The sequence below is a fragment of the Reyranella sp. genome (genome assembly GCF_965228225.1).
GTDB lineage: Bacteria > Pseudomonadota > Alphaproteobacteria > Reyranellales > Reyranellaceae > Reyranella.
The window spans coordinates 5,622,195-5,644,511 of sequence record NZ_OZ245801.1 but is presented as its reverse complement, the minus strand read 5'-3'; the positions used below and the strand labels follow the sequence as shown (position 1 = coordinate 5,644,511).

16 protein-coding genes are annotated in these 22,317 nt (G+C 64.6%); 7 read left to right on the top strand and 9 right to left on the bottom strand.

Annotated elements, in window-relative coordinates; translation table 11 throughout:
• Positions 1 to 88: 88 nt before the first annotated feature.
• Positions 89 to 1,690: a flavin-containing monooxygenase gene (locus ACO07K_RS27335; protein ID WP_422033546.1), complete on the bottom strand. Its 1,602-nt coding sequence runs from the start codon at positions 1,688 to 1,690 to the stop codon at positions 89 to 91.
• 113 nt (positions 1,691 to 1,803) lie between these two features.
• Here ACO07K_RS27335 and ACO07K_RS27330 point away from each other — a divergent pair, with 113 nt between their 5' ends.
• The 5 genes from ACO07K_RS27330 to ACO07K_RS27310 all read left to right on the top strand — a co-directional run bounded on the left by ACO07K_RS27330 (position 1,804) and on the right by ACO07K_RS27310 (position 10,538).
• Positions 1,804 to 3,129 carry an NAD(P)/FAD-dependent oxidoreductase gene (locus ACO07K_RS27330; RefSeq protein ID WP_422033544.1) on the top strand — a complete coding sequence of 442 codons (1,326 nt, stop codon included), beginning with the start codon at positions 1,804 to 1,806 and terminating at the stop codon, positions 3,127 to 3,129.
• Entirely contained in the window at positions 3,126 to 5,426 is a 2,301-nt protein-coding gene (locus ACO07K_RS27325) for a xanthine dehydrogenase family protein molybdopterin-binding subunit (RefSeq protein ID WP_422033542.1), read from the top strand. The genes ACO07K_RS27330 and ACO07K_RS27325 overlap by 4 nt, the downstream gene beginning before the upstream one ends.
• Complete coding sequence (locus ACO07K_RS27320) at positions 5,423 to 6,016, top strand: DUF938 domain-containing protein (protein ID WP_422033540.1); 594 nt, start codon at positions 5,423 to 5,425, stop codon at positions 6,014 to 6,016. Before ACO07K_RS27325 ends, ACO07K_RS27320 begins: the two co-directional genes overlap by 4 nt.
• 75 nt (positions 6,017 to 6,091) lie before the next feature.
• Positions 6,092 to 7,342: an efflux RND transporter periplasmic adaptor subunit gene (locus ACO07K_RS27315; RefSeq protein WP_422033538.1), complete on the top strand. Its 1,251-nt coding sequence runs from the start codon at positions 6,092 to 6,094 to the stop codon at positions 7,340 to 7,342.
• A gap of 19 nt (positions 7,343 to 7,361) precedes the next feature.
• Complete coding sequence (locus tag ACO07K_RS27310; protein WP_422033536.1) at positions 7,362 to 10,538, top strand: efflux RND transporter permease subunit; 3,177 nt, start codon at positions 7,362 to 7,364, stop codon at positions 10,536 to 10,538.
• 22 nt (positions 10,539 to 10,560) lie between these two features.
• On the opposite strand, the gene ACO07K_RS27305 is transcribed toward ACO07K_RS27310, so the two are convergent.
• The 5 genes from ACO07K_RS27305 to ACO07K_RS27285 all read right to left on the bottom strand — a co-directional run bounded on the left by ACO07K_RS27305 (position 10,561) and on the right by ACO07K_RS27285 (position 16,296).
• Positions 10,561 to 10,968 (bottom strand): hypothetical protein, encoded by a 408-nt coding sequence (locus ACO07K_RS27305; RefSeq protein ID WP_422033534.1) that lies wholly within the window; start codon positions 10,966 to 10,968, stop codon positions 10,561 to 10,563.
• A 10-nt stretch (positions 10,969 to 10,978) separates the two neighbouring features.
• The gene (locus ACO07K_RS27300; protein ID WP_422033532.1) at positions 10,979 to 11,473 is read right to left on the bottom strand and encodes a pyridoxamine 5'-phosphate oxidase family protein; all 495 of its coding nucleotides are present in this window, start codon (positions 11,471 to 11,473) and stop codon (positions 10,979 to 10,981) included.
• 84 nt (positions 11,474 to 11,557) lie between these two features.
• Entirely contained in the window at positions 11,558 to 11,935 is a 378-nt protein-coding gene (locus tag ACO07K_RS27295; protein ID WP_422033530.1) for a response regulator, read from the bottom strand.
• 192 nt (positions 11,936 to 12,127) lie between these two features.
• Positions 12,128 to 13,558, bottom strand: a complete 1,431-nt coding sequence (locus ACO07K_RS27290; protein WP_422033528.1) for a glycosyltransferase family 9 protein — start codon at positions 13,556 to 13,558, stop codon at positions 12,128 to 12,130.
• On the bottom strand, positions 13,555 to 16,296 hold the full coding sequence (locus ACO07K_RS27285) for a glycosyltransferase (RefSeq protein ID WP_422033526.1): 2,742 nt from the start codon (positions 16,294 to 16,296) through the stop codon (positions 13,555 to 13,557). The genes ACO07K_RS27290 and ACO07K_RS27285 overlap by 4 nt, the downstream gene beginning before the upstream one ends.
• Positions 16,297 to 16,813: 517 nt before the next feature.
• Here ACO07K_RS27285 and ACO07K_RS27280 point away from each other — a divergent pair.
• Together ACO07K_RS27280 and ACO07K_RS27275 are read left to right on the top strand one after the other, a co-directional pair.
• Positions 16,814 to 17,911: a GSCFA domain-containing protein gene (locus ACO07K_RS27280; RefSeq protein ID WP_422033524.1), complete on the top strand. Its 1,098-nt coding sequence runs from the start codon at positions 16,814 to 16,816 to the stop codon at positions 17,909 to 17,911.
• A complete protein-coding gene (locus tag ACO07K_RS27275) occupies positions 17,908 to 18,690 on the top strand; it encodes a hypothetical protein (protein ID WP_422033522.1) in 783 nt (260 codons plus the stop codon). The genes ACO07K_RS27280 and ACO07K_RS27275 overlap by 4 nt, the downstream gene beginning before the upstream one ends.
• A gap of 116 nt (positions 18,691 to 18,806) precedes the next feature.
• On the opposite strand, the gene ACO07K_RS27270 is transcribed toward ACO07K_RS27275, so the two are convergent.
• The 3 genes from ACO07K_RS27270 to ACO07K_RS27260 form a co-directional block, all read right to left on the bottom strand.
• Positions 18,807 to 20,258 carry a BNR repeat-containing protein gene (locus ACO07K_RS27270; RefSeq protein ID WP_422033520.1) on the bottom strand — a complete coding sequence of 484 codons (1,452 nt, stop codon included), beginning with the start codon at positions 20,256 to 20,258 and terminating at the stop codon, positions 18,807 to 18,809.
• Between the two features lie 82 nt (positions 20,259 to 20,340).
• Positions 20,341 to 21,468: a hypothetical protein gene (locus tag ACO07K_RS27265; RefSeq protein ID WP_422033518.1), complete on the bottom strand. Its 1,128-nt coding sequence runs from the start codon at positions 21,466 to 21,468 to the stop codon at positions 20,341 to 20,343.
• A gap of 111 nt (positions 21,469 to 21,579) precedes the next feature.
• Positions 21,580 to 22,305, bottom strand: coding sequence for a glycosyltransferase (locus ACO07K_RS27260; protein ID WP_422033516.1), 726 nt, complete (start codon positions 22,303 to 22,305; stop codon positions 21,580 to 21,582).
• Positions 22,306 to 22,317 lie beyond the last annotated feature (12 nt).

The window sequence follows — 22,317 nt, the reverse complement described above, 5'->3', positions numbered from 1 at the left end:
TGATCTATGGCCATACTTCCAACGCGCCCTCTCCGCCCGCGTCATACGCGGGCGGAGAGGCATTTCGTATGGCACAGGACGACGTGCCTTAGGCCAGCGCAAAGCCCTCGTAGCCGTTGGCCACGACCTTCTCGCAGGCCTCGATGTAGGCCGGCAGGCCGCCGATATACGGCATGAACACGCGCGGCTTGCCGGGAATGTTGGCGCCGACATACCAGGAGCTGCAGGTCGAACGCAGCGTGATGTTGGACACGTCGCCGACATGGCCGACCCATTCCTCCTGCGCCTCCGGCACCGGCTCGATCACGGTCTTGCCCTTGTTGCGCAAAGCTTCGAGGCAGTCGGCGATGAAATCGACATGCTGTTCGATCGAGGGAAGCATGTTGGTGAGCACCGAGGGGCTGCCCGGGCCGGTGATCATGAACAGGTTGGGAAAGCCCACGACGGTCAGGCCGAGATAGGTCTTCGGCCCCTCGTTCCAGCGCTCCTTCAACGTGACGCCACCGCGGCCGCGAAAGTCGACCTTGAGCAGGGCGTCCGTCATCGCGTCGAAGCCCGTCGCCAGGACCAGGCAGTCGAAGGCGAAATCCTCGCCCCTGGCACGCAGGCCGGTCGGCGTGATGCGCTCGATCGGCTCGTCGCTGATATCGACCAGGGTCACGTTCGGCCGGTTGAAGGTCGCCCAGTAGCCGGTGTCGACGCACAGCCGCTTGCAGCCGATGATGTTCTTCGGCACCAGCGCCGCCGCGGTCTTCGGGTCCTTCACGACCTCGCCGATCTTGGCGCGCACGAAATCGGCCGCAACCTTGTTGGACTCGTCGTTCAGCAGCAGGTCGGAGAAGGAGGCCATGAAACCCAGCCCGCCATAGTCCCAGCGCGCCTGGAACTGGCGATTGCGCTCCTCCTCCGGCGTCTCGGCGGCCGAGGCGGGGTTGATCGTGAAATCGATGCCGGCCGGCTTGGTCTTGGCCCGCCTGCGCATCTCAGGATACTTCGCCTTCACCTCGCGCACATAGTCGGGGTCGAGCGGTTTGTTGTGCGCCGGCACGGTGTAGTTGGCGGTGCGCTGGAAGACGGTGAGGTGCCTCGCCTGCTCCGCCATCACCGGGATCGACTGGATGGCCGAGGAACCGGTGCCGATCACGCCGACGGTCTTGCCGGTGAAGTCGACACCTTCGTGCGGCCAGTTGCCGGTGTGATAGGTCGGCCCCTTGAAATCCTCGAGGCCGGGAATCTTCGGCGTGTTGGGCGAGGACAGGCAACCCATCGCGGTGATCACGAAGCGGGCCGTGACCTTGTCGGCGGCGCCGCCGACCTTCTCGGTCTCGACCTGCCACAGGTTGGCGGTCTCGTCGAAGACGGCCTTGCTCACCCGCGTCTCGAAGCGGATGTCGCGGCGCAGGTCGTAGCGGTCGGCGACGTGGTTGGCGTAGCGCAAGAGCTCGGGCTGGGTGGCGTAGCGCTCGCTCCATTCCCATTCCTGCTCCAGGTCGGGATCGAACTGGTATGAATACTGGACGCTCTCGACGTCGCAGCGCGCACCGGGATAGCGGTTCCAGTACCAGGTCCCGCCCACGCCCTTGCCGGCCTCGAACACGCGCGCCGTGAAGCCCTTCTGGCGAAGCTTGTGCAGCATGTACATGCCGCCAAAGCCTGCGCCGATGATCACCGCATCGAAATCGATCGACATGCATCCTCCGGAATTGCGGAAGCGGGTAGAAAGTCTCCGGCAAAATTAGTGCGGGAGAGGAGGTGGCCGCGCAAGCCTTCCCATGGCACCTCTTCTCGCGGAGAAGAATGGACATGACCGAATTCGACTATCCGGCCAGCTGGTATGCCGCTACGCGAGACGCGGACAAGGTACGCCCAGCGCTGGCCACGCAGGAAGTGGCCGATGTCGTCGTCGTGGGCGGCGGCTTCGCGGGCCTGCACACGGCGCGGCTGCTGGCGCAGAAGGGCAAGCGGGTCGCGCTGCTGGAGCGTCGGCGCATCGGCTGGGGCGCATCGGGCCGCAATGGCGGCTTCGTGGGGGCCGGCTACGCCCAGCGATCCGGCGCGCTGGTCGACCGGCTGGGACTCGAGCACGTCCGCCAGCTCTATGCGCAGTCGCGACGGGGCGTGGCCATCGTCCGTGAGGCGATCACGGACTTTGGACGGCCCGACATCCTGATGGGCCGCGGCAAGCTCAGCGTCTCTCGCACCGACCAGGGCACGGGCTTCGCCGATCGCACGCGCAAACTCGCCGAACAGCTGGGCGCCGCCTTCGAGCCGTGGCAGACCTCGCGCGTGCGCGACGTGCTCGCGACGGCACGTTACCATCAGGCGATCCACGATCCGACCGCCTTCCATATCCATCCGCTGAACTTCGCGCTGGCGCTCGCCGGCGCCATCGAACGACGGGGCGGCAAGATCTATGAGCGGACCGATGTCATCGAGCTCGCACGCGAGGGCGACGGCGCGGGGGGCGGCTGGCGGGTGCGCACGCCGCAGGGCAGCCTGACGGCGCATCACGTCGTGCTGGCGGGAAATGCCGATCTCGGGCCGGTGCATCGGCGCCTCGCCGGCGCGGTGCTGCCGGTCGCGACCTATGTCGCCGTCACCGAGAAGCTCGGGCCCCGGCTCGGCGAAGCGATCCAGTGGACCGGCGCGATCTCCGACACGCGCCGCGCCGGCGACTATTACCGCATCGTCGATCGCGACAGGCTGCTGTGGGGCGGCCGCATCACGACCGACACGACGGAGCCCAAGCGACTTCGCGACATGATGCGGCGCGATATCCTCTCGGTCTATCCGCAGCTCGGCCATATCGAGATCGCCCACGCCTGGCCCGGCATCATGGGCTACGCGCCGCACAAGATGCCCCAGGTGGGCGAGATCGAGCCCGGGCTCTGGGTCTGCTCGGCCTTCGGCGGCCACGGCGTCGCCCAGACGGCCGCGGGAGCGGATGCGGTCGCCGCCGGCATTCTGGGAGATCCCTCGCGCTGCCTCCTGTTCGCGCCCTTCGGCACCGGCTGGGCGGGGGGATCCGCCGGCCGGGCGGCGACGCAGCTTGCCTACTGGGGTCTGCAGATGCGTGACTGGTGGGACGAGAAGCGCCAGGCCCAGAACGCGGAGACGCTGCGCACATGACGATCGAACGGATGGGAGACTCGCCCCGGCGGCGCGAGGACGCGCGTTTCGTCACCGGCCAGGGCGCCTATCTCGACGACCTGACGTTCGATCGTCTGGCCCAGGCCGTCGTTCTGCGCTCGCCGCACGCCCATGCGCTCATCCGGTCGATCGAGGCCACCGCGGCCCGGACGGCTCCCGGCGTCCTCGCCGTCCTCACGGGCGCCCAGGCCATGGCGGAGGGGCTGAAGCCGCTGCGCCCCTATGCCGAGGCGAATATCCAGACCGGCGAGCCTTTCGCCTTCGCAGCCCAGCCGTTGTTGGCCAGCGACAAGGTGCGCTTTGCCGGCGAGCCGGTGGCATTGATCGTGGCGGAGACGCACGCGCAGGCGCTCGATGCCGCGGAGCTGGTGGTCGTGGACTATGAACCGCTGCCGGCCGTGACATCGCCCGAGGCCGCCCGCGCACCCGGCGCGCCCCAGCTTGCGGACGAGATCCCCGGCAATACCTGCCTCGACTGGCGCACCGGCGACACGGCGGGCGCCGAGGCAGCCTTCGCCGCGGCGGCGCATGTCGTGTCGCTCGAACTCGACAACCATCGCATCGTGATGAACCCGATGGAGCCGCGGGGTGGCGTCGGCACGTTCGATCCCGCAACCGGCCGCTATACGCTCCAGGTCTCCAGCCAGAACATCCACATCAACCGCAACCACGTTGCCCGCTCGCTCGGGGTCGAGCCGAAGGACGTGCGGTTCGTGGCGCCCGACGTGGGCGGCGGCTTCGGCGCGAAGAACTTCGCCTATGTCGAGCACGCGCTGGTCCTGTGGGCGGCGCGCAGGGTCGGCCGGCCGGTCAAGTGGATCGCGAGCCGCGGCGAAGTGTTCCTGTCGGATCACGCCGCCCGCGACATGCGGGCCGAGGCGTCGCTGGCGCTCGACGCGCAGGGCAAATTCCTCGCCCTGAGGATTTCGAGTCTCGCCAATCTCGGCGCCTACATGGCCGGCGCCGGCGGCGGCGTGCAGACCTACCAGTACATCCACCTGCAGGGTTCGGTGTACCGCATCCCCGCGATCGCGCTGCATGTCGTCGCCGTGGTCACCAACACCGCACCGATCGGGGTGACGCGCGGACCGGGCTTCGCCGAGGCGATCAACATCGTCGAACGGCTGATCGACGCGGCGGCGCGCCAGACCGGCTTCGACCGTGCCGACCTCCGGCGCTGGAACATGGTGCCGCCCGAGGCGATGCCGATGACCAATGCCCTGGGCTTCGAGGTCGACAGCGGCCACTTCGCCGAATCGCTCGACCTTGCGCTGGGTCGTGCCGACCGTGCGGGCTTCGAGGCGCGGCGTCGCGACAGCGCGGGGCGAGGCCGGCTGCGCGGGTTGGGCTTCGCCTATCACATCAAGGCCACCGGCGGCCCGCCGGACGAGAATGTCGACGTGCGCTTCGAGGCTGACGGCACGATCTCGCTGATCACGGGCACGCAACATATCGGCCAGGGCCATGAGACGACCTTCCCGCAGATCCTCGCCCACCGGCTGGGGGTCCCCAACGCGCGCATCCGGCTCGTGCAGGGCGATACCGACGCGATCCCGTTCGGCGGCGGCCATGGCAGCTCGCGCGCGACCTACATGGGCGGCACGGCGCTCTGGCGGGCCTCGGACGAGATCATCGCCAAGGGCACGGGGCTGGCGGCGGATGCGCTGGAAGCCTCGGAAGCCGACATCCGCTTCGAGGACGGACGCTTCGTGGTCTCGGGGACCGACCGCGGCATCGGCCTGCTCGAGGTGGCCGCGCTCGGCCGCGACAAGGGCAAGCCGCTCGACACGTTCCATGCCTGGAAGCGCGAGCACATGACCTTTCCCAACGGGGCACACGTCGTCGAAGTCGAGATCGACCGCGACACCGGCCAGGTCGACCTGGCGCGCTACACGGCCGTCGATGATTACGGCGTGCTGGTCAATCCGATGATCGCGACCGGCCAAGCGCACGGCGCCATGGCCCAGGGCGCGGGCCAGGCGCTGCTGGAGCTTGCCGCCTATGACGCCGCCTCGGGCCAGATGGTGGCGGCGTCCTTCATGGACTACGCCCTGCCCCGCGCCGACGACCTGCCGTCGTTCGATCTCGGCTTCAATCCGACCCGCTGCACGACCAATCCGCTGGGGGTGAAGGGCTGTGGCGAGGCCGGTGCCATCGCGGCCTTCCCCGCCATCGCCAACGCCATCCTTGACGCGCTGGCGCCGCTCGGCGTGAAAGGCTTCGACGGTCCCGCGACCCCCGCGCGGATCTGGCACGCGATCCAGGAGGCACGATGAAGCGCGAAGCACCGGCGGCGGCCCGCAACCGGCAACCCATTCTCGATGTGCTGCAGCCGCGTCTTCCCGCAAAGGGTCTCGTGCTGGAGATCGCCAGCGGCACCGGCGAACATGTCGTGCACTACGCCGCCGCCCGGCCCGAACTCACCTTTCAGCCGAGCGACCCCGATGCCGGCGCCCGCGCCAGCGTCGACGACTGGGTGCGGACCCTGGGCCTGGGCAACGTCCGCCCGGCGCTGGAGATCGACGTCACCCGGACGACATGGCCGGTCGAACAGGCCGACGCCGTGCTCTGCTGCAACATGATCCATATCGCGCCGTGGGAAGCCGCGATCGGGCTGGTCGCCGGCGCCGCCCGCCTGCTGCCCCCGGGCGGTCTGCTCTTCCTCTACGGACCCTATCGTCGCGGCGGCCGGCATACGGCGCCCAGCAATGAAGCCTTCGACGCCGACCTGAGGCGGCGCAATCCCGCATGGGGCGTGCGGGACCTGGAAGCCGTCATCGGGCTGGCCGGCGCGCAGGGCTTTTCCGCGCCTGACATCGTCGAGATGCCGGCGAACAATCTGTCGCTGCTTCTCAATCGGCTGTGAAGGTCCCGACTGTGGCAATCCTGCAGGGGATGCGCTAACGCTTGCGCCGGCCTCGCGGGGAGCATCGTCGGAAAAATGTCGAATCGTAGCGATGAAGCCGTTGTTTTTGCAGCCGCACGGCGCATTCGGGGCCTGGTGCCCTTCCTGGCGGCGATCGCGCTGACCGGACTGGTGGCTGGCTGCAAGCAGGAAAACAAGTTCCAGCCCCCGCCCCCGGCCGAGGTCAGCGTCGGTGTGCCCGTGAAGCAGGAGGTCGCGCCCTTCGAGGTGCTCACCGGCAACACGGTGGCCTTCGCGACCGTCGACCTCGTCGCCCGCGTCGAGGGTTTCCTCGTCTCGCAGGACTATGTCGACGGCTCTGTAATGAAGAAGGGCGACAAACTCTTCGGCATCGAGCAGACGATGTACAAGGCCAAGGTCAAGGAGGCCGAGGCCCAGCTCGACGGCGCCAAGGCCTCGCTGGCCCAGGCGGAGGCCGAGTTCACCCGTCAGGAGACCCTGCTCCGTCAGAACGTCTCGGCGCAGGCCACCTACGACACAGCCAAGGCCAAGCGCGACAATGCGCGGGCCAATGTCGAGAATGCCGAGGGCAACCTCACGATCGCCCAGACCAACCTCGGCTACACGACCGTCCTCGCGCCGTTCGACGGCATCGTCAGCAAGCATCTGATCTCGGTCGGAGAACTGGTGGGCGCCTCGACCGCCACCAAGCTCGCCACGATCGTGCAGCTGGACCCGATCTACGTCACGTTCACCATGAGTGAACAGGACGTGCTGCAGATCCGTCAGAACCTGAAGGATCGCCGTCTCGACCCCGAGGAACTCAGCAAGGTTCCGCTGGACATCGGCCTGATGAACGAGGAGGGATTTCCCCACAAGGGTTTCCTGAATTACGTGTCGCCGGAGCTCGACGCGACGACCGGTACGATCCTGGTCCGCGGACTCTTCCCCAATCCGGCGCGCATCCTGATTCCAGGCTTCTTCGTGCGCGTGAAGGTGCCTCAAGGGTTGGAGGCGACGGCCTCGCTGCTGGTGCCCAACCGGGTGATCGCCGAGGACCAGGCCGGCAAGTACGTGATGACCGTCAACAAGGACAATGTCGTCGTCCAGACCCGGATCACCACGGGACAGCTTCTCGCCAGCGGCCTGCGCGTGATCTCGACCGGCCTCAAGCCGGACGACCAGGTCGTGCTCAACACCAACGGCGCCGCGATTCCCGGCGCCAAGGTGGTTCCCAAGGTGACGACGATCCCCGTGGCGACCGACGGCACTCCCGCCGCGTCTCCTGCCGCGTCTCCTGCCGCGCCCCCCGCCGCACCCAAGTGACCGGCCGGGGAGCGCAGCCATGATTTCCGCCTTCTTCATCAACCGGCCGGTTCTGGCCAACGTCCTCGCCATCATCATCGTGCTGATCGGCGGCGTGGCATTGGCCACCCTGCCGATCGCGCAATATCCCAACGTCGTGCCGCCCACGATCCAGGTCACAACGACCTATCCGGGCGCGAGTGCCGCCGTCGTCGTCAACGACGTTGCCCTGCCGGTCGAGCTGCAGGTCAACGGCGTCGAGAAGATGATCTACATGCAGTCCTACAGCACGGACTCCGGGACCTACACGCTGACGGTGACGTTCGAGATCGGCACCGACCTCAATTTCGCGCAGGTGCTGGTGCAGAATCAGGTCAGCGCGGCGCTCGCTTCCCTGCCCATGCCGGTGCAGGCCCAGGGCCTGGTCGTGCAGAAGAAATCGACGTCGATCCTGCAGATCGTCTCGCTGACCTCCCCCGACCAGCGCTACGACAGCCTCTACCTCAGCAACTACGCCACCATCAATCTGGTCAACGAGCTCGCGCGCTTGCCCGGCGTCGGCAACGTCAACGTGCTGGGCGTCGGCCAGTATTCGATGCGCGTCTGGCTCGACCCGCAGAAGCTCTACACGTTCGGCCTCACGCCGGCGGACGTGAGCAAGGTCATCCAGCAGCAGAGCCAGGACGTGACGGCCGGCCAGGTCGGCCAGCCGCCGGCGCCCAAGGGCCTCGATTTTCAGTACACGATCGACGTCGTCGGCCGCCTCAGCACGCCCGAGGAGTTCGGCAACATCATCGTCAAAGCCGAGCAGGGCAACGGCGGCAGGATCGTGCGGGTGCGCGACATCGCCCGGGTCGAACTCGGCGCCCAGACCTACTCCCAGACCTCGCACATCAACGGCAAGCCCAATTCGGGCCTTGCGATCTACCAGCTGCCCGACGCCAATGCGCTCGACGTCGCCAATCGCGTGAAGGCCAAGATGGCCGAACTGGCGAAGTCGTTCCCGCCCGGCCTCGCCTACGAGGTACCGTTCGACACCACGCTCTTCGTGAAGGCATCGATCCACGAGGTCTTCATGACCCTGATCGAGGCCGGCATCCTGGTCCTGATCGTGATCGTGATCTTCCTGCAGGACTGGCGCGCGATGCTGGTGCCGGCGACCACGATCCCCGTGACGATCATCGGCGCGTTCGCCGCCATGGCTGCGCTGGGCTTCACGATCAACACCACGACCATGTTCGGCATCGTGCTGGCGATCGGCATCGTGGTCGACGATGCGATCGTGATCGTCGAGGGCGTCGCCCATCACATCGAACGGGGCATGACGCCCCACGACGCCTCGATCAAGGCGATGGACGAGCTGTTCGGCCCCGTGATCGGCATCACCCTGGTGCTGATGTCGGTGTTCCTGCCGGCCGCCTTCCTGCCCGGCCTGACCGGCCAGATGTTCGCCCAGTTCGCCCTGGTCATCGCCGCCACCGCCCTGATCAGCGCCGTCAACGCCGCCACCCTGAAGCCCACCCAGTGCGCGATGTGGCTGCGGCCCTCCACTCCGCCGGAGAAGCGCAACGTCTTCTTCCGCGGCTTCAACAAGGTCTACGGCAAACTCGAGGACGCCTATGCGGGGCTGGTTGGCTTCATGGTCCACCGCGCCGGGCTGATGGTGCTGCTGGCGCTGGTCGCGGCCGGCATCGGTGGATGGGGCGTCGCGCGCCTGCCGACGGCCTTCATTCCCAACGAGGACCAGGGCTATCTCATCATCGGCGTGCAGCTGCCGGACGGTGCCTCGCTCGAGCGCACGGGCGCCACGCTGCGTCAGGCCGCCGAGATCGCCATGGCGGCGCCGGGCGTCGAGAATGTGGTCGCGCTGGGCGGCATGTCGGTGCTCGACAGCAACTCCTCCCTGGCCAACGCCGCGGTAACCTACGTCATCCTCAAGGATTGGGACACGCGCCTGAAAGCCAAGGGCCAGGATCTGCGCTCGATCGTGCTCGGCCTCATGGAGAAGCTGAAGGTCCTGCAGGACGGTCGCGCCTTCGTCATCGTGCCGCCCGCCATCCAGGGTATCGGCAATGCCGGCGGCTTCCAGATGCAGATCGAGCAGAAGGACGGCAGCTTCGACTATGCCAAGCTGCAGGCCATCACCGACACCGTGATCAGGAGCGCCAGCACGCAGTCGGCGCTCACCAACCTCGTCACCTCGTTCCGCTCCGGCGCGCCGCACGTCCGCATCGAGGTCGATCGCGTGAAGGCCGAGTCTCTCCGCGTGCCGGTGGGCGACGTCTTCACGACCCTGTCGAGCTACATGGGCTCGTCCTTCGTGAACCGATTCAACAAGTTCGGCCTCAGCCTGCAGGTCTACATCCAGGCCGACTCGCAGTACCGCACGCGGCCCGAGGACATCCTGAAGCTGCAGGTGAAAAACCTCGACGGGCAGATGGTGCCGATCGGCGCCATCGCCGAGCTCAAGCCCGCGCTCGGCCCGCCCCTGATCAGCCTCTACAATCTCTACCCGTCGGCCGCGATCGTGGGCTCTCCCGCGACGGGATTCAGCTCGGGCGAAGGCATCGACCTGATGGACCAGATCGCCAAGGCGATCCTTCCCGCCGGGACCGGGTATGAATGGACCGGCATGGCCTACCAGGAAGAGGTCGTCGGCAACCAGCTGCTGTATGTTTTCGCGCTGGCCATCCTGCTCGTCTATCTCTGCCTTGCCGGCCAGTACGAGAGCTGGATCGCGCCGCTCGGCGTCATCCTCGCCGTGCCGCTTGCGCTCAGCGGCCCGGCGATCGCCCTCAACGCGGTCGGGCTGGCCAACAACATCTACACCCAGATCGGCCTGATGCTGCTGATCGCGCTCGGCGCCAAGAATGCCATCCTGATCGTCGAGGTGGCGCGCGAGCGCCGGGCCGAGGGCATGGACATCGTCGAGTCGGCGATCGATGCGGCCCGCACCCGCTTCCGGCCGATCCTGATGACCTCGTTCGCGTTCATCCTGGGCGTGGTTCCGCTGGTGACGGCAACGGGCGCGGGCGCCAACTCGCGCATCTCGCTGGGCCTCTGCGTGTTCAGCGGCATGATCGCCTCGACCTGCCTGGCCGTCCTGTTCGTGCCGTCGTTCTTCACCGTGCTGCAGCGCTTCGAAGAACGCGGCAAGGCCAAGAAGGGCAAGACGACACCGCCGCCGGCCGAAGGCCTCGCCGCGGCAGGCGACTGATCCCGGCTCGGGTCGTCGCGCCTCAGTGGCGGACGACCCGGATCCCGCTGTCGGAAGTGCGGCGACCCGCCAGCGACGCGGGGGCCCTCTCGAGATCGCCCCGCATGATCGTCAGGGCCATGCGTTCGATCTCGATCTCGCGAGACGTCCTGAGGCCCAGCCGCCGCAGCAGAGGCTCGAGCGGCAACAGGCCGTTCGCGGCAAGCCGGACCAGCGAAGCGGCCCAGGAGACCGGCACGGACGGCACTCGACGATTCACCACCGCTCCCGCGATCACGCCGAGGGCGGTCACGATCGAGGCGTTGCTTTCGAGGACGCTTTCGAGGTCCCATTCCTCATCGAGTTCGCGAAGGCGTCGCGCTATGCGCCGGCGATTGCCGGCGCAGTAGCGCAACTGGGCGCCGATCGCCTCTTCGACGCGGCGATCCATTCCCCGCAACTCAGCCTCGCAGGGTTACGGTCGCGACCTTGTCCTTGTAGTCCTGCTTGGGATCGGCGCCGAGCAGCATCTTGATGCCGGCCACGATGCTCGACGCATCGAGCCAGATCTCGGCGCGCTCGGCATCGAGACGCAGCAGCGCCAGCTTGGGATCCGTCTTGCCGCCCTCGTACCAGGCGGCCACGTAGCGGTTCCAGAGCCGGTCGATGACCGCCGGGTTGTTGTCGAGCGAGAGCCCACCATGCACCGTCGCGAAGAGGTCATGCCCCTTGGAGGTGAAAGTCGCGATCGCGCGATTGCCCTCGCCGGCGCCCAGCTTCTCGACGATGGCGTTTTCCCGGCTGGTGAAGAACCAGATCGGGCCACGCTCGCCTTCGAGCTGCGCGGTCATGGGACGGGCGTGCCCGTCCTCGACGCCATCGAGACCGAGCATCATGGTCATGTCGGACTTGAGAGCCGACCAGAACTTCTCTTCGATTTCCTTGGGGGTGGGCATCGGCGGCTCCTGCAAGTTGGTGCGATTTCAGCCCAACGCGCGGATACGATCGGCGTTGCAACCGCGCGACTGCCTGGCGAGCCGCTAACGGCTGGTCTCGTCCGCCAGCAACTCCGCAAGCGCCTCCACGATCTGCTCCGCGCGAAACGGCTTGTCGAAGAAGGGCCTGTCGCCGTGCCGAAGCGGCATCAGGGCGGTGGACCGGCCGCTCGCGAAGACATAGGGCACCCTCAGCGCCTGCAGGGTATCGGCGACCGGGAACACCAACTCGTCCTTGTAGAGACGGATATCGAGAACCGCCGCATCGATCGTGTGGTCGGCAATCAGGACAAAGGCGCTCTCGACGCTGTTGGCAGGTCCGACGGGCGTCGCCCCCGCGGCAAACAAAGTCGCCCTGAGATCCAGTCCGATGGTTGGATCGTTTTCAACGATGAGGATCGTACGACCGTCGAGAAGAGCCAAGGAACGCCACTCCTGTGAGCCTCGCGAAAACGCGACGACCTAAGCCAAGTTGCACGAGGCGGCGCAACCTTCAAGGCGAGGCGGCCGTTTGGACTCGCCTCGACCAAAGGAGATCAAAATGGGCCGCTCAATTCTGCTCTGGCTTATCGGCATTCCGATTCCCATCATCATCCTGCTCGCGCTCTTCTGGCGTTAGCCGCCCGAAGAGGCGCCGGGCCGCGCTGCGGCCACCAAACGCTCAAAGGCCTCGAAAACCCTTTCGAGCGACAGCTCTCGGAGGCAGCGGCACTGTCCCGAGAGAAAATAGGCCGAGTTCTTGTACTCGCAAGGCGCGCAGTCCTTCAGCAGGCTCAAGCTCTGGCTCGTCGCTCGCAGCGGCCCGCGTGTGCGGGCGTTTGTCGGGCCGAATATGGCGAGAAGCGGAATTCCCAAGGCGTTGGCAATGTTCATCACGCCGCTGTCGTTCGATACGAAGTATGAACAGGCCAGCATGCGCTCGGCCATCTCCTCGATGGTGCCGCCCGTCATATCCTCGGTTCCCTCGACATACTCCTCCGGCGTCCCGAAAGAGGCGACCCGGTAGCCCTTCTCCTTCAGCACGCTCGCGAGCTCTCTGTGGTATGGCCAGCGCTTGCTGACCCAGATCCCATGCTTCGAGCCGCCATGAAAGCCGACCAGGTTGCCGGCAGGCCATCGATATCTGAAGTTGCCTACGTAGGGGTCGCTTGCGTCTTCCGCGGCATAGTCGACGCCGAGAAGGCGCCGGGCGGCCTCAAGATTGAACAACGCCTCGTGTAGCGGATGATCTGGATGAAAAAAGCTCCAGTCTCTTGACCATACGACCCGTTCGGCATTGATCGGCAGCCGGGCGGGGCCGAAGCAATGCGTGAGGAAAGCCGTATCGTAGCGACGCTCGAGGGCATACTGCCGCGTCGAGTACACGGCATTTACGTAGTCGCGATTGTGGAGCAGGAACAGACTGTCGCTGTGATCCTCCACCACCAGGAGGTCTATGGGCGCCCCGAGATGGCGAACGAGCCGGCGGATCATCGGCGAGACGTGGATCATGTTGCCAATGCCCGACCCTACGCCCACAAGCACCGGCGCGTGAGCGTGACGGACCACGTCTTGCAGTATGGCCCGTCGACCGGCGGGCGCCTCATTGCGGGGTCGGTCAAGCGGCGTCGTGCGCTGCGTCGCGCAGTGACCCTCCTCGGCATACAGCCGTGCGAGCTCAAATGCCCAGGCCGCCGCGATGTCGGGCACGGGCATGTCCTGTACGGGACGGGACGGAGAGACCTGCGCGACCTTCGAGCCCATAACGGGCTTCCCGAATCTTCCGGCCTCGATACGCACCCGATTGAATGACTCCGGGGAGTCGAAGCCCGGAATGGCCACCACCCTGGCGGCCCGACAGAGCGAAGCGACATCGCTGCCCGCCTCATCCATCCGCACATTTGTCAGCCCGCGGACCGCGGCAATACTCTCCGCCTCTTCCGCAACCTGCGGCCCCACAATGCAGACGAACGCGATCTCCGGCCGCAAAGCGGCCACCTCAAAGATCAGCTCACATCCTTTCGACGTCTCCGTGCATACGAGTACGAAGTCCGAGGGCTCCTTCATGTAAGGCCCCACGGCCTCCCTCCCTCGGCCGGCACCGTTTCAATCACCGGGCAGCGAATGCCGAAAGTTCTCTCGAGTACGGACTGGGTCGATTCAGAGTTTGCGTACACGCTCTGCGCGCGCGTCAGAATGCGCTGAAACAGCGGCGCCGAGATGCGGCGGCCATCGCCATTGAGATACCCCTCGCCATCGTCTCCCAACGCCTCGCCTTCGAGGTGAACGCCATAGATGAAGGGGATATTGGTGTAGGCAAGCGCCTCGCTCACTTCCGATCCCACTCCTGACAGGGCATGCACCAGGCGGGGCTTGGACTGCAGGATGATTCGCCGCAGCGACGCCGCCGTCTGTTCGACGAAGGCAAACCGAAAGCCATCCGCTTCACCGAGCTTGCCGATCAAGTCAGGCAAGGTGCCGACGACAATCGCATCATAGCCGAAGGAACGGTAGTGCTCGGCCAGGCTTCGGGCGAACCGATCGTCTCCATCGCCCTGGGCGCTTGCCGGGCCCGCGACAATGATCACGGTCGAATTTTCAGAGACGCTGGCCGGCGACCGACCGTAGACCGCCTCGAACGCATCGAGGTCCGCGAGGTCCGGCCGGATCAATCCACTCTCCGCCAGGTGAACGATCGCATCCCTCCGCCAGAGCTTCGTCGGCTGGCCGCCGGCCGTTCCATGCTCGCAAAACCCCGAAAAGGCATCGATTGATGCTCCGAGATTTTCGGGCGGAGTCTGAATGCTCCTGGTGTCCATCATCCGCAACCAGTCGAACGGGAGACGAGCGAGCGCTTTGGCCAGTTCCGCCGCGTCCGCCGGTCTCGGCATCAGCGGCCAACCGGCTTCGCCCAGCGCCCCCATCAGTAGACCTCCGGACGGGAGCCGGATCACATCGCCCAGGACAGGTTCGCCGGTTGCCGCCGCGCCGTGTCCCAGGAACTGCAGCGCGCGACGGTGGAAGCGAGCGGATTGATTGTCGGGCTCGATGGAGATGACCTGGTCGGCGAGCGGCAAGGCCTCGTCCACCCGGGCGAGCGCGGTCAGATTCCGGACCTTGAGAAGCAGGACGTCCGCATCCTGCTGGCCATCGGCGAGCAGCCGCTCGACCAACCCAAGCGCTTCTTCATGGCGTGCGAGCTCAGTCAGAAGTTCCCCGAGAGTAATTGCAGTGGCACGACTGTATTCCTGGGCGAGAACCTCACTCAACAGGCCGGCCGCTTCGCCGAGCATCTCAGTGCGCTCGCCCGTGACGGTCGTGTCGCGGGCTGCGCGCCGCAACGCACTGGCCAGGGCCTTCTTCGTTTGGTCATCGGAAGGCGACAAGCGCAAGGCTGCACGGAAGCAGGGTAGAGACTCGCGATATCGGCCCGCACCTGTATGGGCGAGACCGTAGTAATATTGCATCTTGGCGTCATCGGGGAACGCCGCGACGCCAGTTCCAAGCAGTCGCGTGGCGATCTGGGTTTCGTTGGCGTACACGGCCGCGCGGCCGACGATGGCCAGAAGCCGCTGGTAGTCTCTTGTCTCACCAACCAGCACTTTATGGAACTTGAGGACACCCTCCCAGTTCTTGGCCTTGAAATGGGCGCGGGCGCGCGACAGGACCTCGCCATTGCGAATCTGGCGCAACATCGTCGCCAAGGCTTGGTCGTCCATTGCGCCGATCTCCGGCGGGCCGGCCTCGCGCTCAACCGGTGCCGGCAAAGGGCCGGCCTCGCGCTCAGCCGGTGCAGGCAAAGGGCGGGACTCGCGCTCAGCCGGTGCCGGCAAAGGGCCGGCCCCGACATTGGCCTGGGCGACGGCTGTACCGCGATCCGTCAGGACCAGCCGCAAACCGTCACGAGGCGCCCCCACCGGAAGTGCGAGAGCTTCCGGCGATAGGGTGAATCTCAGGAACTCGCCTTCGCGCTTCAGTTTGAGAAGGTCGGTGGTTCGGCTGACCTTGAACCGCGCCAACGACACCGCACCCGCGCAGGCATGCAGCCATGGATCGGCTTTCTCCTCGGTCGCCCGGAGCCGGCCCACCCCTCCCGACTTCGGGTCGAAATCGAGCGTCGCGACATCGGTGGCGACCGCCTCGAGCGCCATTCCGATCTCGCCGATCGTCACCTGGCCAGAACTCGGCCGCAGTTCGATGCCGAGCAAGATCTCGCTTGGCATCTCCTTGTGGTTCACGACGACGGAGACGCGCCAGGTGCGGATCTCCGGCGACCGGAGATCGACCCTCTCGGCGATCTTTCGCCAGAAGAACAGGTTCCCGTCAGCTCCCCTTCCGAGCAGCATGATCCAGTCGATCGGCGCGGCCCGTTCCTTGGCGTGAAGGCGGAACGAGAGGGAGAAGGTGGCCACCGCGCCCTGGGGCAGGCTCCCCAATATGGACGGCAGCGACAAGGGCAACATGAGCCGGGCGGCCTTCTGTCCGTCTGCCGCCATCTCGACGATCAGCGAACTGGGCTGCGCTCCCTTGCCGGGCGGCGCTATCTCGAGGCGACACTTGCGGGCCTCGACCCCGGACTTGAAAGAAAGCTGACCGATCTTCCCCAAGGCGATCCGTCGCTTGCGCGCCGCGGCAGGAGGCAGGGCGACGCCACTCCAGGAGATGATCTGAGGGGATACATCCCATCCCACCGGAGCCCCCGGCTCGCTGACGCCTGATTCAAGTCCAGCTGCCTGCGCGCCGCTCGACTGAGCACTCTCGGTCGGCGCCGCCGACATACCTTCTTCATCCTGGTGTCGATTCATGCCGAAACTTCAGCCCCCGAATTGGATCACCCGGCGGGGTCCCGAGGATCTTCGCCTCATGGATCGCCAGTCGTGAGTATATTTGCCGTTACCAGACATTCCCATGCATCGCGTGGATAACGCACGCACGCCTCATGAATTCTACCCTCCACTGTCCAAAGCGTCTTCATTTAGAATAGCGTTCGGATGCAAAGAGCGCATGAAGGGTCATCGAGGCCTTCGTCGCCCGGAATCGCCTGCGATCTCAATCGGCCGCAAAGCGAGCCAAAATGACGCAGAGATACTGAAGAGTATACCCCGATGACACCGGCCGTCGCGATCGCGGTTGCCGAAGCCCCGGCAATACACCTGGCGCAAGATTTGCTGGGGACTAAAGCATCCCAGGTGCAGCGTGACCTTATTAAGCTCGCCATTGATCGGCGAAAGCGGTATCTCGGGCCCTGCTCCTCCCCCCCCTTGCTTGATCGCCCCACCAATTCGGTGCGAGTATTCTTCGCGAATCCAGCTGGAGACCAAGATGTCTGTTTCGCCGTACGCAGATCTGCCGCCAGAGAGATTCTGGCGAACGGGCGTTTCGGAGCAAAGCCCGCTCTCGGTGAAGCACCTCTATAGAAAACGTTTTGAAATACAGGCCGACGACCGCATCGCCGCTGCTGGAAGTTGCTTTGCCCAGCATATTTCACGGAATCTTAACGCTCATGGCTGCAACGTTCTCGATGTCGAGCCGGCTCCGCCAGGGTTGACGGCCCATGAGGCCGCAGAGAGAGGTTTTGGGCTTTATTCGGGGCGCTACGGCAACATCTACACGGCCCGCCAGCTGCATCAGCTCCTGATGGAGAGCGAAGGGAAGTTCGAGCCCGCCAACATCGTATGGGAAGGACGAGGTCGCTTTTACGATTCACAGCGCCCGAACATCGAACCCAATGGCTTCGAGTCGGCGGCAGCGGTGCTCGCCTGTCGCGCCGATCACCTGAGGCGCGTAAGGCAGCTCATCTCGAATGTCGACCTGTTCATTTTCACTTTTGGACTCACCGAGGCCTGGGTGCACCGGTCGACCGGCACAGTGTATCCGACCGCTCCCGGCACCATCGCCGGCGAACATGATCCTTCAGTGTATGAGTTCAAGAACTACACTGTTTCGGAAGTGCTGGCGGATTTCATAGCGGTTAGACGAATCATCAGGTCGTACAACCGTAAGTGCAAATTCCTCGTTACCGTTTCGCCGGTACCATTGACGGCCACCGCCGCCGATACCCATGTTCTTCAAGCGACGATTTACTCCAAGTCGGTCTTGAGGGCGGCATGCGGAGAACTGTACCAGCGGTTTTCCGACATCGACTATTTTCCGTCCTACGAGCTGATCGCGAGTCATTTTTCGCGGGGCTTCTTCTACGAAGCAAATCTGCGCGCGGTATCTCCCGCAGGCGTGAACGTAGCGATGCAGTTGTTCTTCGAGGAGCACAACAAGCTCACGAGCGGAAAGCCGTCTCCTGCCTCCGATGGCGCTGAATCGGACGACGTCGGACATGGCCCGAAGGCTGGGCGGCGCGCCGAAGTCGCAAACGATGAGGACGTCGTCTGCGAGGAAGCGATGCTCGAGGCCTTCGCGAAATGAGGCGCGTTCTCTTCATTGGCAATTCGCACCTTGCAGCATTGAAGAATGGCTTGGCCGAGTTGTCGCCAAACCTGAATTATGAACCCGTTTTTTTTGGGCTTCATGGCGATCTGATGAGACAGGTGGGCATTCGCGGCTCATGCCTTGTCCCGCTGTCCGCAAAAGCGCTCAGAACATCGAGGGCGATCTGGGGCGTGGAGGCGGTCGACTGCAGCGAGTACGATGTGATTTGCCTGGTCGGGATGGGATCGAACATCCGCACCCTGCATCCTCTGGTGTCGGAATTCCAGACAACGGACGGCCCGGCCTCTGGTGATCGCCACGTGATCTCGACCGAGACATATCGATCTGCCGTGGTCGGATTGTTCGGGCAATCCCTGGCCGGCTTCACCGCCCGCAATGTGCAGAAAGCGACCCAAAAGCCGCTATTCCTCGTTCCGCAGCCCGCGCCGGATCATAAGGCGATTTCGGAGGAAGCGACGGAAGGGGCGCGACCTGGCCGGAACAAGAAGGTCCGTTGGCTCCGCCAGTTGGCGTATTCCGAGGAGTCGGCTGCCCTGTCAAAGCTGATTCCGGAGGCCCTTCTGGAGGCCACGGGTGCAAGCGGTTACGTCCCGCAACCCCAGGAGACCCTTGAGACGCCCTTCACCACGAAGAGCGAATTTATGTCCGGCTCGAAAAGGCTGATGAATTCGCGCGCCCATGAGAAGAGCGACAACATTCATGCAAACGCTCTGTACGGCCAACTGGTTCTCGAATCGGTCAACGGACTGAACTGAGCTGGCGCTGCAGCCGCACCGGCGAACGGCCTGTCCGGCGCGTCGCGACAGCCGCTGACGAGCCCCGTCGCGATCTGCTGGCCGGCAGCAGGTTCCGTTCGACGCGATCGACGCGATTATCGACCGTCCGCAGCCCAGTTTGCTGGCGCAACCAGTCGCAACATCTTCGCCGGAGGATTGCAAGCGTTTGGCGTCTCCCGCGTGCAGCGCCACCGACGTGCGGACTGGGTGGGCCAAACCAGCGAGGCTTCCGTCTCCTCTCCGCTGGCGTCGAGAACCGCGACTTCGTGCACCGAAGGCTCCGCCAGGCCATCGCTCGAAGCCGCCGCCGCCCGTGGCCGGGTATCCGCTTCAAGGGTAACCGCCTTCACCGGCTTGAGGGTCTGCGCATCGAGCATCTGGCATTCGAGACCCCGCCCGCGGATGCGAAAGCAGGCGATGGGAGTGCCGTCACGGAAGATCACCGCCTTCGATCCCACGGCGATGGCACGTGTGCCTATTCCCCGCCCTTCCATCACCCAGCGACGGCTCGTGCGAGCGATCTCCTCAGTCAGCCAAGCACCTGAAGCATCTCCGCGGGCGACATACCCTGCGTTCAACCCATCGGGTGCGTATCGCGTGAAGCTGATGACAGGCCGGCCACGATCGTCAACGCTGATCGGGCCGCTTCGCAAACCCATTTCGGTTCCGGCGTCGACGACGACACTCGTATTCTCAGGCGTCAGCGGCAACTCAATGGGTGAACCGTCGAGCCGGCTCCATCGCACAAAGTCCTTTGTCCGGGCATAGGTGATCCGAAAGTTTTCGGAGAGGCCACCCGGCTTGCGCCACTGGAGGGCGAAGTGAAACGTTCCATCGTTCGCTTTGGCAGAGCGAGGATAGGCGTTCACGCTCTCGCCGGAAAATCGTGAACTGAAGGTAGGTCCCGGAGAAAGGCGCACCCAGGCTGTCCCTGTCCACTTGTTGAAGAACCAGGCGCCATCACCCGTTTTCCCTTCGCGATAGCCGAAGACCAGGTTGCCATCGTCCATGTAATAGAAATTCGGATATGTGACGCTGGATTCATCTGCGCCAACCATGGGCGATGCCTTCTCGGTACGGCTGCTGTATGGCTTGCGTACCTGAAAGTACTTGAGCGGATCGCCGTGCATGTTGCCGGCAACATGGATGGTGCCGGCCCGATCAACGGCGAGCACGACGAAATTGTGCCCATCCCATCCCTTGAACGTATCCTGCAGGCGGATGTGCGTGGCACTGCCACCATTCAGCGGAAGCACCGCGACGGACAGTTGCCGCGACTGATCGAAGTATCCCGCCATGACCTCGTCGCCCGCTCGGACTGCGGAAAACTCGACGGGAACGCCGGTCCAGACCTTGTCGATGTCCCAGGTCTTGAGAGCTGTTGCAGGTTGCCCGAGGAGGGCGCCGTCCATCCTTTGGGCCTGGCTGGCGTTCGGGACACCAAAGAGTATCGCCGCACCCGCAAGCACTGCCAGAGGCGACAGAAATTCCCGAAGCCTGCGGCGCGCCGGCTTTGTGGTCTGGGAAATGGATGCGTTCGTCAGCATGGGCAAATCTCACAATGGATTGGCCGCAGGTCGGTTGCGTGCACCTCCCCCTCCCTCCTGGGGCGGTCCTGCCTCGGCGAGGTCAGCCGGAACGCTGGTCCTTGCCGAGGCCCCTCCGTCCTGCGGGGCGGGCGCGTCTTTCTCGACCGGCGCTCTGCGGCGCGACGGCATCGGTGGCGTCAGTCGGGTTTTCCGAACGTTGCGATGACGGAACGTCACCGCCTTCTTGCTTGACCTTTTGCCTCATGAGCGACTGCCACAGGTGGGACGCGATGCGAATGGCGCCCTCGGCCGTCAACTCTCCATGGACTTCGTTTTCCGGATACTCCGCGAAATCCTCCCTGAACAAGACGGTTCGCCCTGGAAACCATCGCTTCGCAACCTGTTGATTCGAGGCACGAAACGGCTCGTAGAACTTGATGGCCTGTCCCCGAGAGGGACTCATCTTCCTGGGTCCGTCATATTTGTCCAAGAGATGGAAAACAGGCCCCCGCAAGGGATTTGGCTTGTCGCCAACCCGGGCCGGTACGTGCTTGTTGAAGGTGCGCAGGAACAACTTCGCTTCATCCGAAAGCGCAACATTTACATTCGACGGCCGGACGAGATGGTCAGGGCTGATGCCAAGGACGCACAGGAAATCTTCCAGCAGATCCCCGTTCGTCAGATCCTCGGTCTGGAATATTCTGGGATGAATGCGAGATTCCCCGACCGCCGCCGCCCAGCGGTCCAGCAGCACCTCGTAGTTCAGTGCCGGATTCTTGAGATCCGGCGTGGCCGGCAGCATGGTGGCTCGCGTGCCGCCGCCGCGCAGCGCGGTGGAATAGTGGCTCATCACCGCCAGATCCTGCCGCCGCAGATAGACGTGAACGGAGATTTCTTCAAACAAAGTGCTCAAGCTGTCGAACAGGCATTCTATGTCCCGCGGACCCAGATCGACCAAACCTTCGAAGGAGGCGATGGCGCAGGAACGCCCCTGTTGAGCTTCCGCCCTCACCTCCGCCGCAAGGCGTTGCAGGAAATCGTCGGGCACGGCATTCGGATCCCGGTGTGTTTTCGCCAGGCCGGCCAGCTTAGACGACCATCTCGCCCCCGGCGTCAGAAGGTAGACGAAGCCCTTCTCAAGCAAGGCGCGACGATTGACTTCCAGGAATTTCTGCAACGTCGTCGTGCCGGTCTTCTTGACACCGATATGCAAAGCAAGCCGCTTCATGTCGCCAGCACCGCATCTCTCATCTTCTGTTCCCGCCCGTGGAAAAACGTCCACCCGCGTGCAGCGGGCGGCGCTTCCCCGTAGACCGGCAAGGGCGGCCAATACGGCCCATCAAGAACATCCGAATCGCGTACGCAATACTCCTTGCGTTTCGTCGTCGACCTTCTCGCCCTTGATCTTGTTTGCAATGTTCTGACCATGCACGACGATCAACCACATGGGCTTTATCGTGACGATATTGGTCGTCGGAAAAGACTGCTGGATTCGCGCGTGGTGGAAGCCGATCGCAAGACGCAGATCCTTTGGTTCGGTCGGCGCCTCCACCAGACTAAAGAACGAACTGGCTGGATAGTTGCGCGCGAACAACTGATTGGTTTCGGTACTGAGTTCGTAACCGGACCGGAAATTCAGAACGTGCGGCGTTCCCAACACTTCAGCCGAGTTGACGACCGACCTCGCGAGCGACCTCGCCACGGCAAGGTGATCGACCGCCAAGGCATCGTCGTTGTCGAGTCGGGTCGAGACGCAGGCAACCGGCCCCTTGTTCTTCTTCGCCAATACCTCCCTCATGGCCTCGGCCATCTCCTGACGTGTGGCACCTCTGATCGGATGGGCAACGTCGGCGATGTAGTCGGTGAATTCGCGTGGCGTCGATTGATCGAACAACACGAACCACGTGAAGTCTTTCATCGTCTGCGCACGCATGGACGGCAGACAGTATTTGTCGAATAGGGCCTTGCGATGGAGCAGCCAGCTGTCGCCAGGCCTATAGGGACGTCGCATGTTGTATCGCGTAACGACGACACTCTTCAGGTCTGCGTCAGGAAACAGTTCCACTCCGTTCCCCAC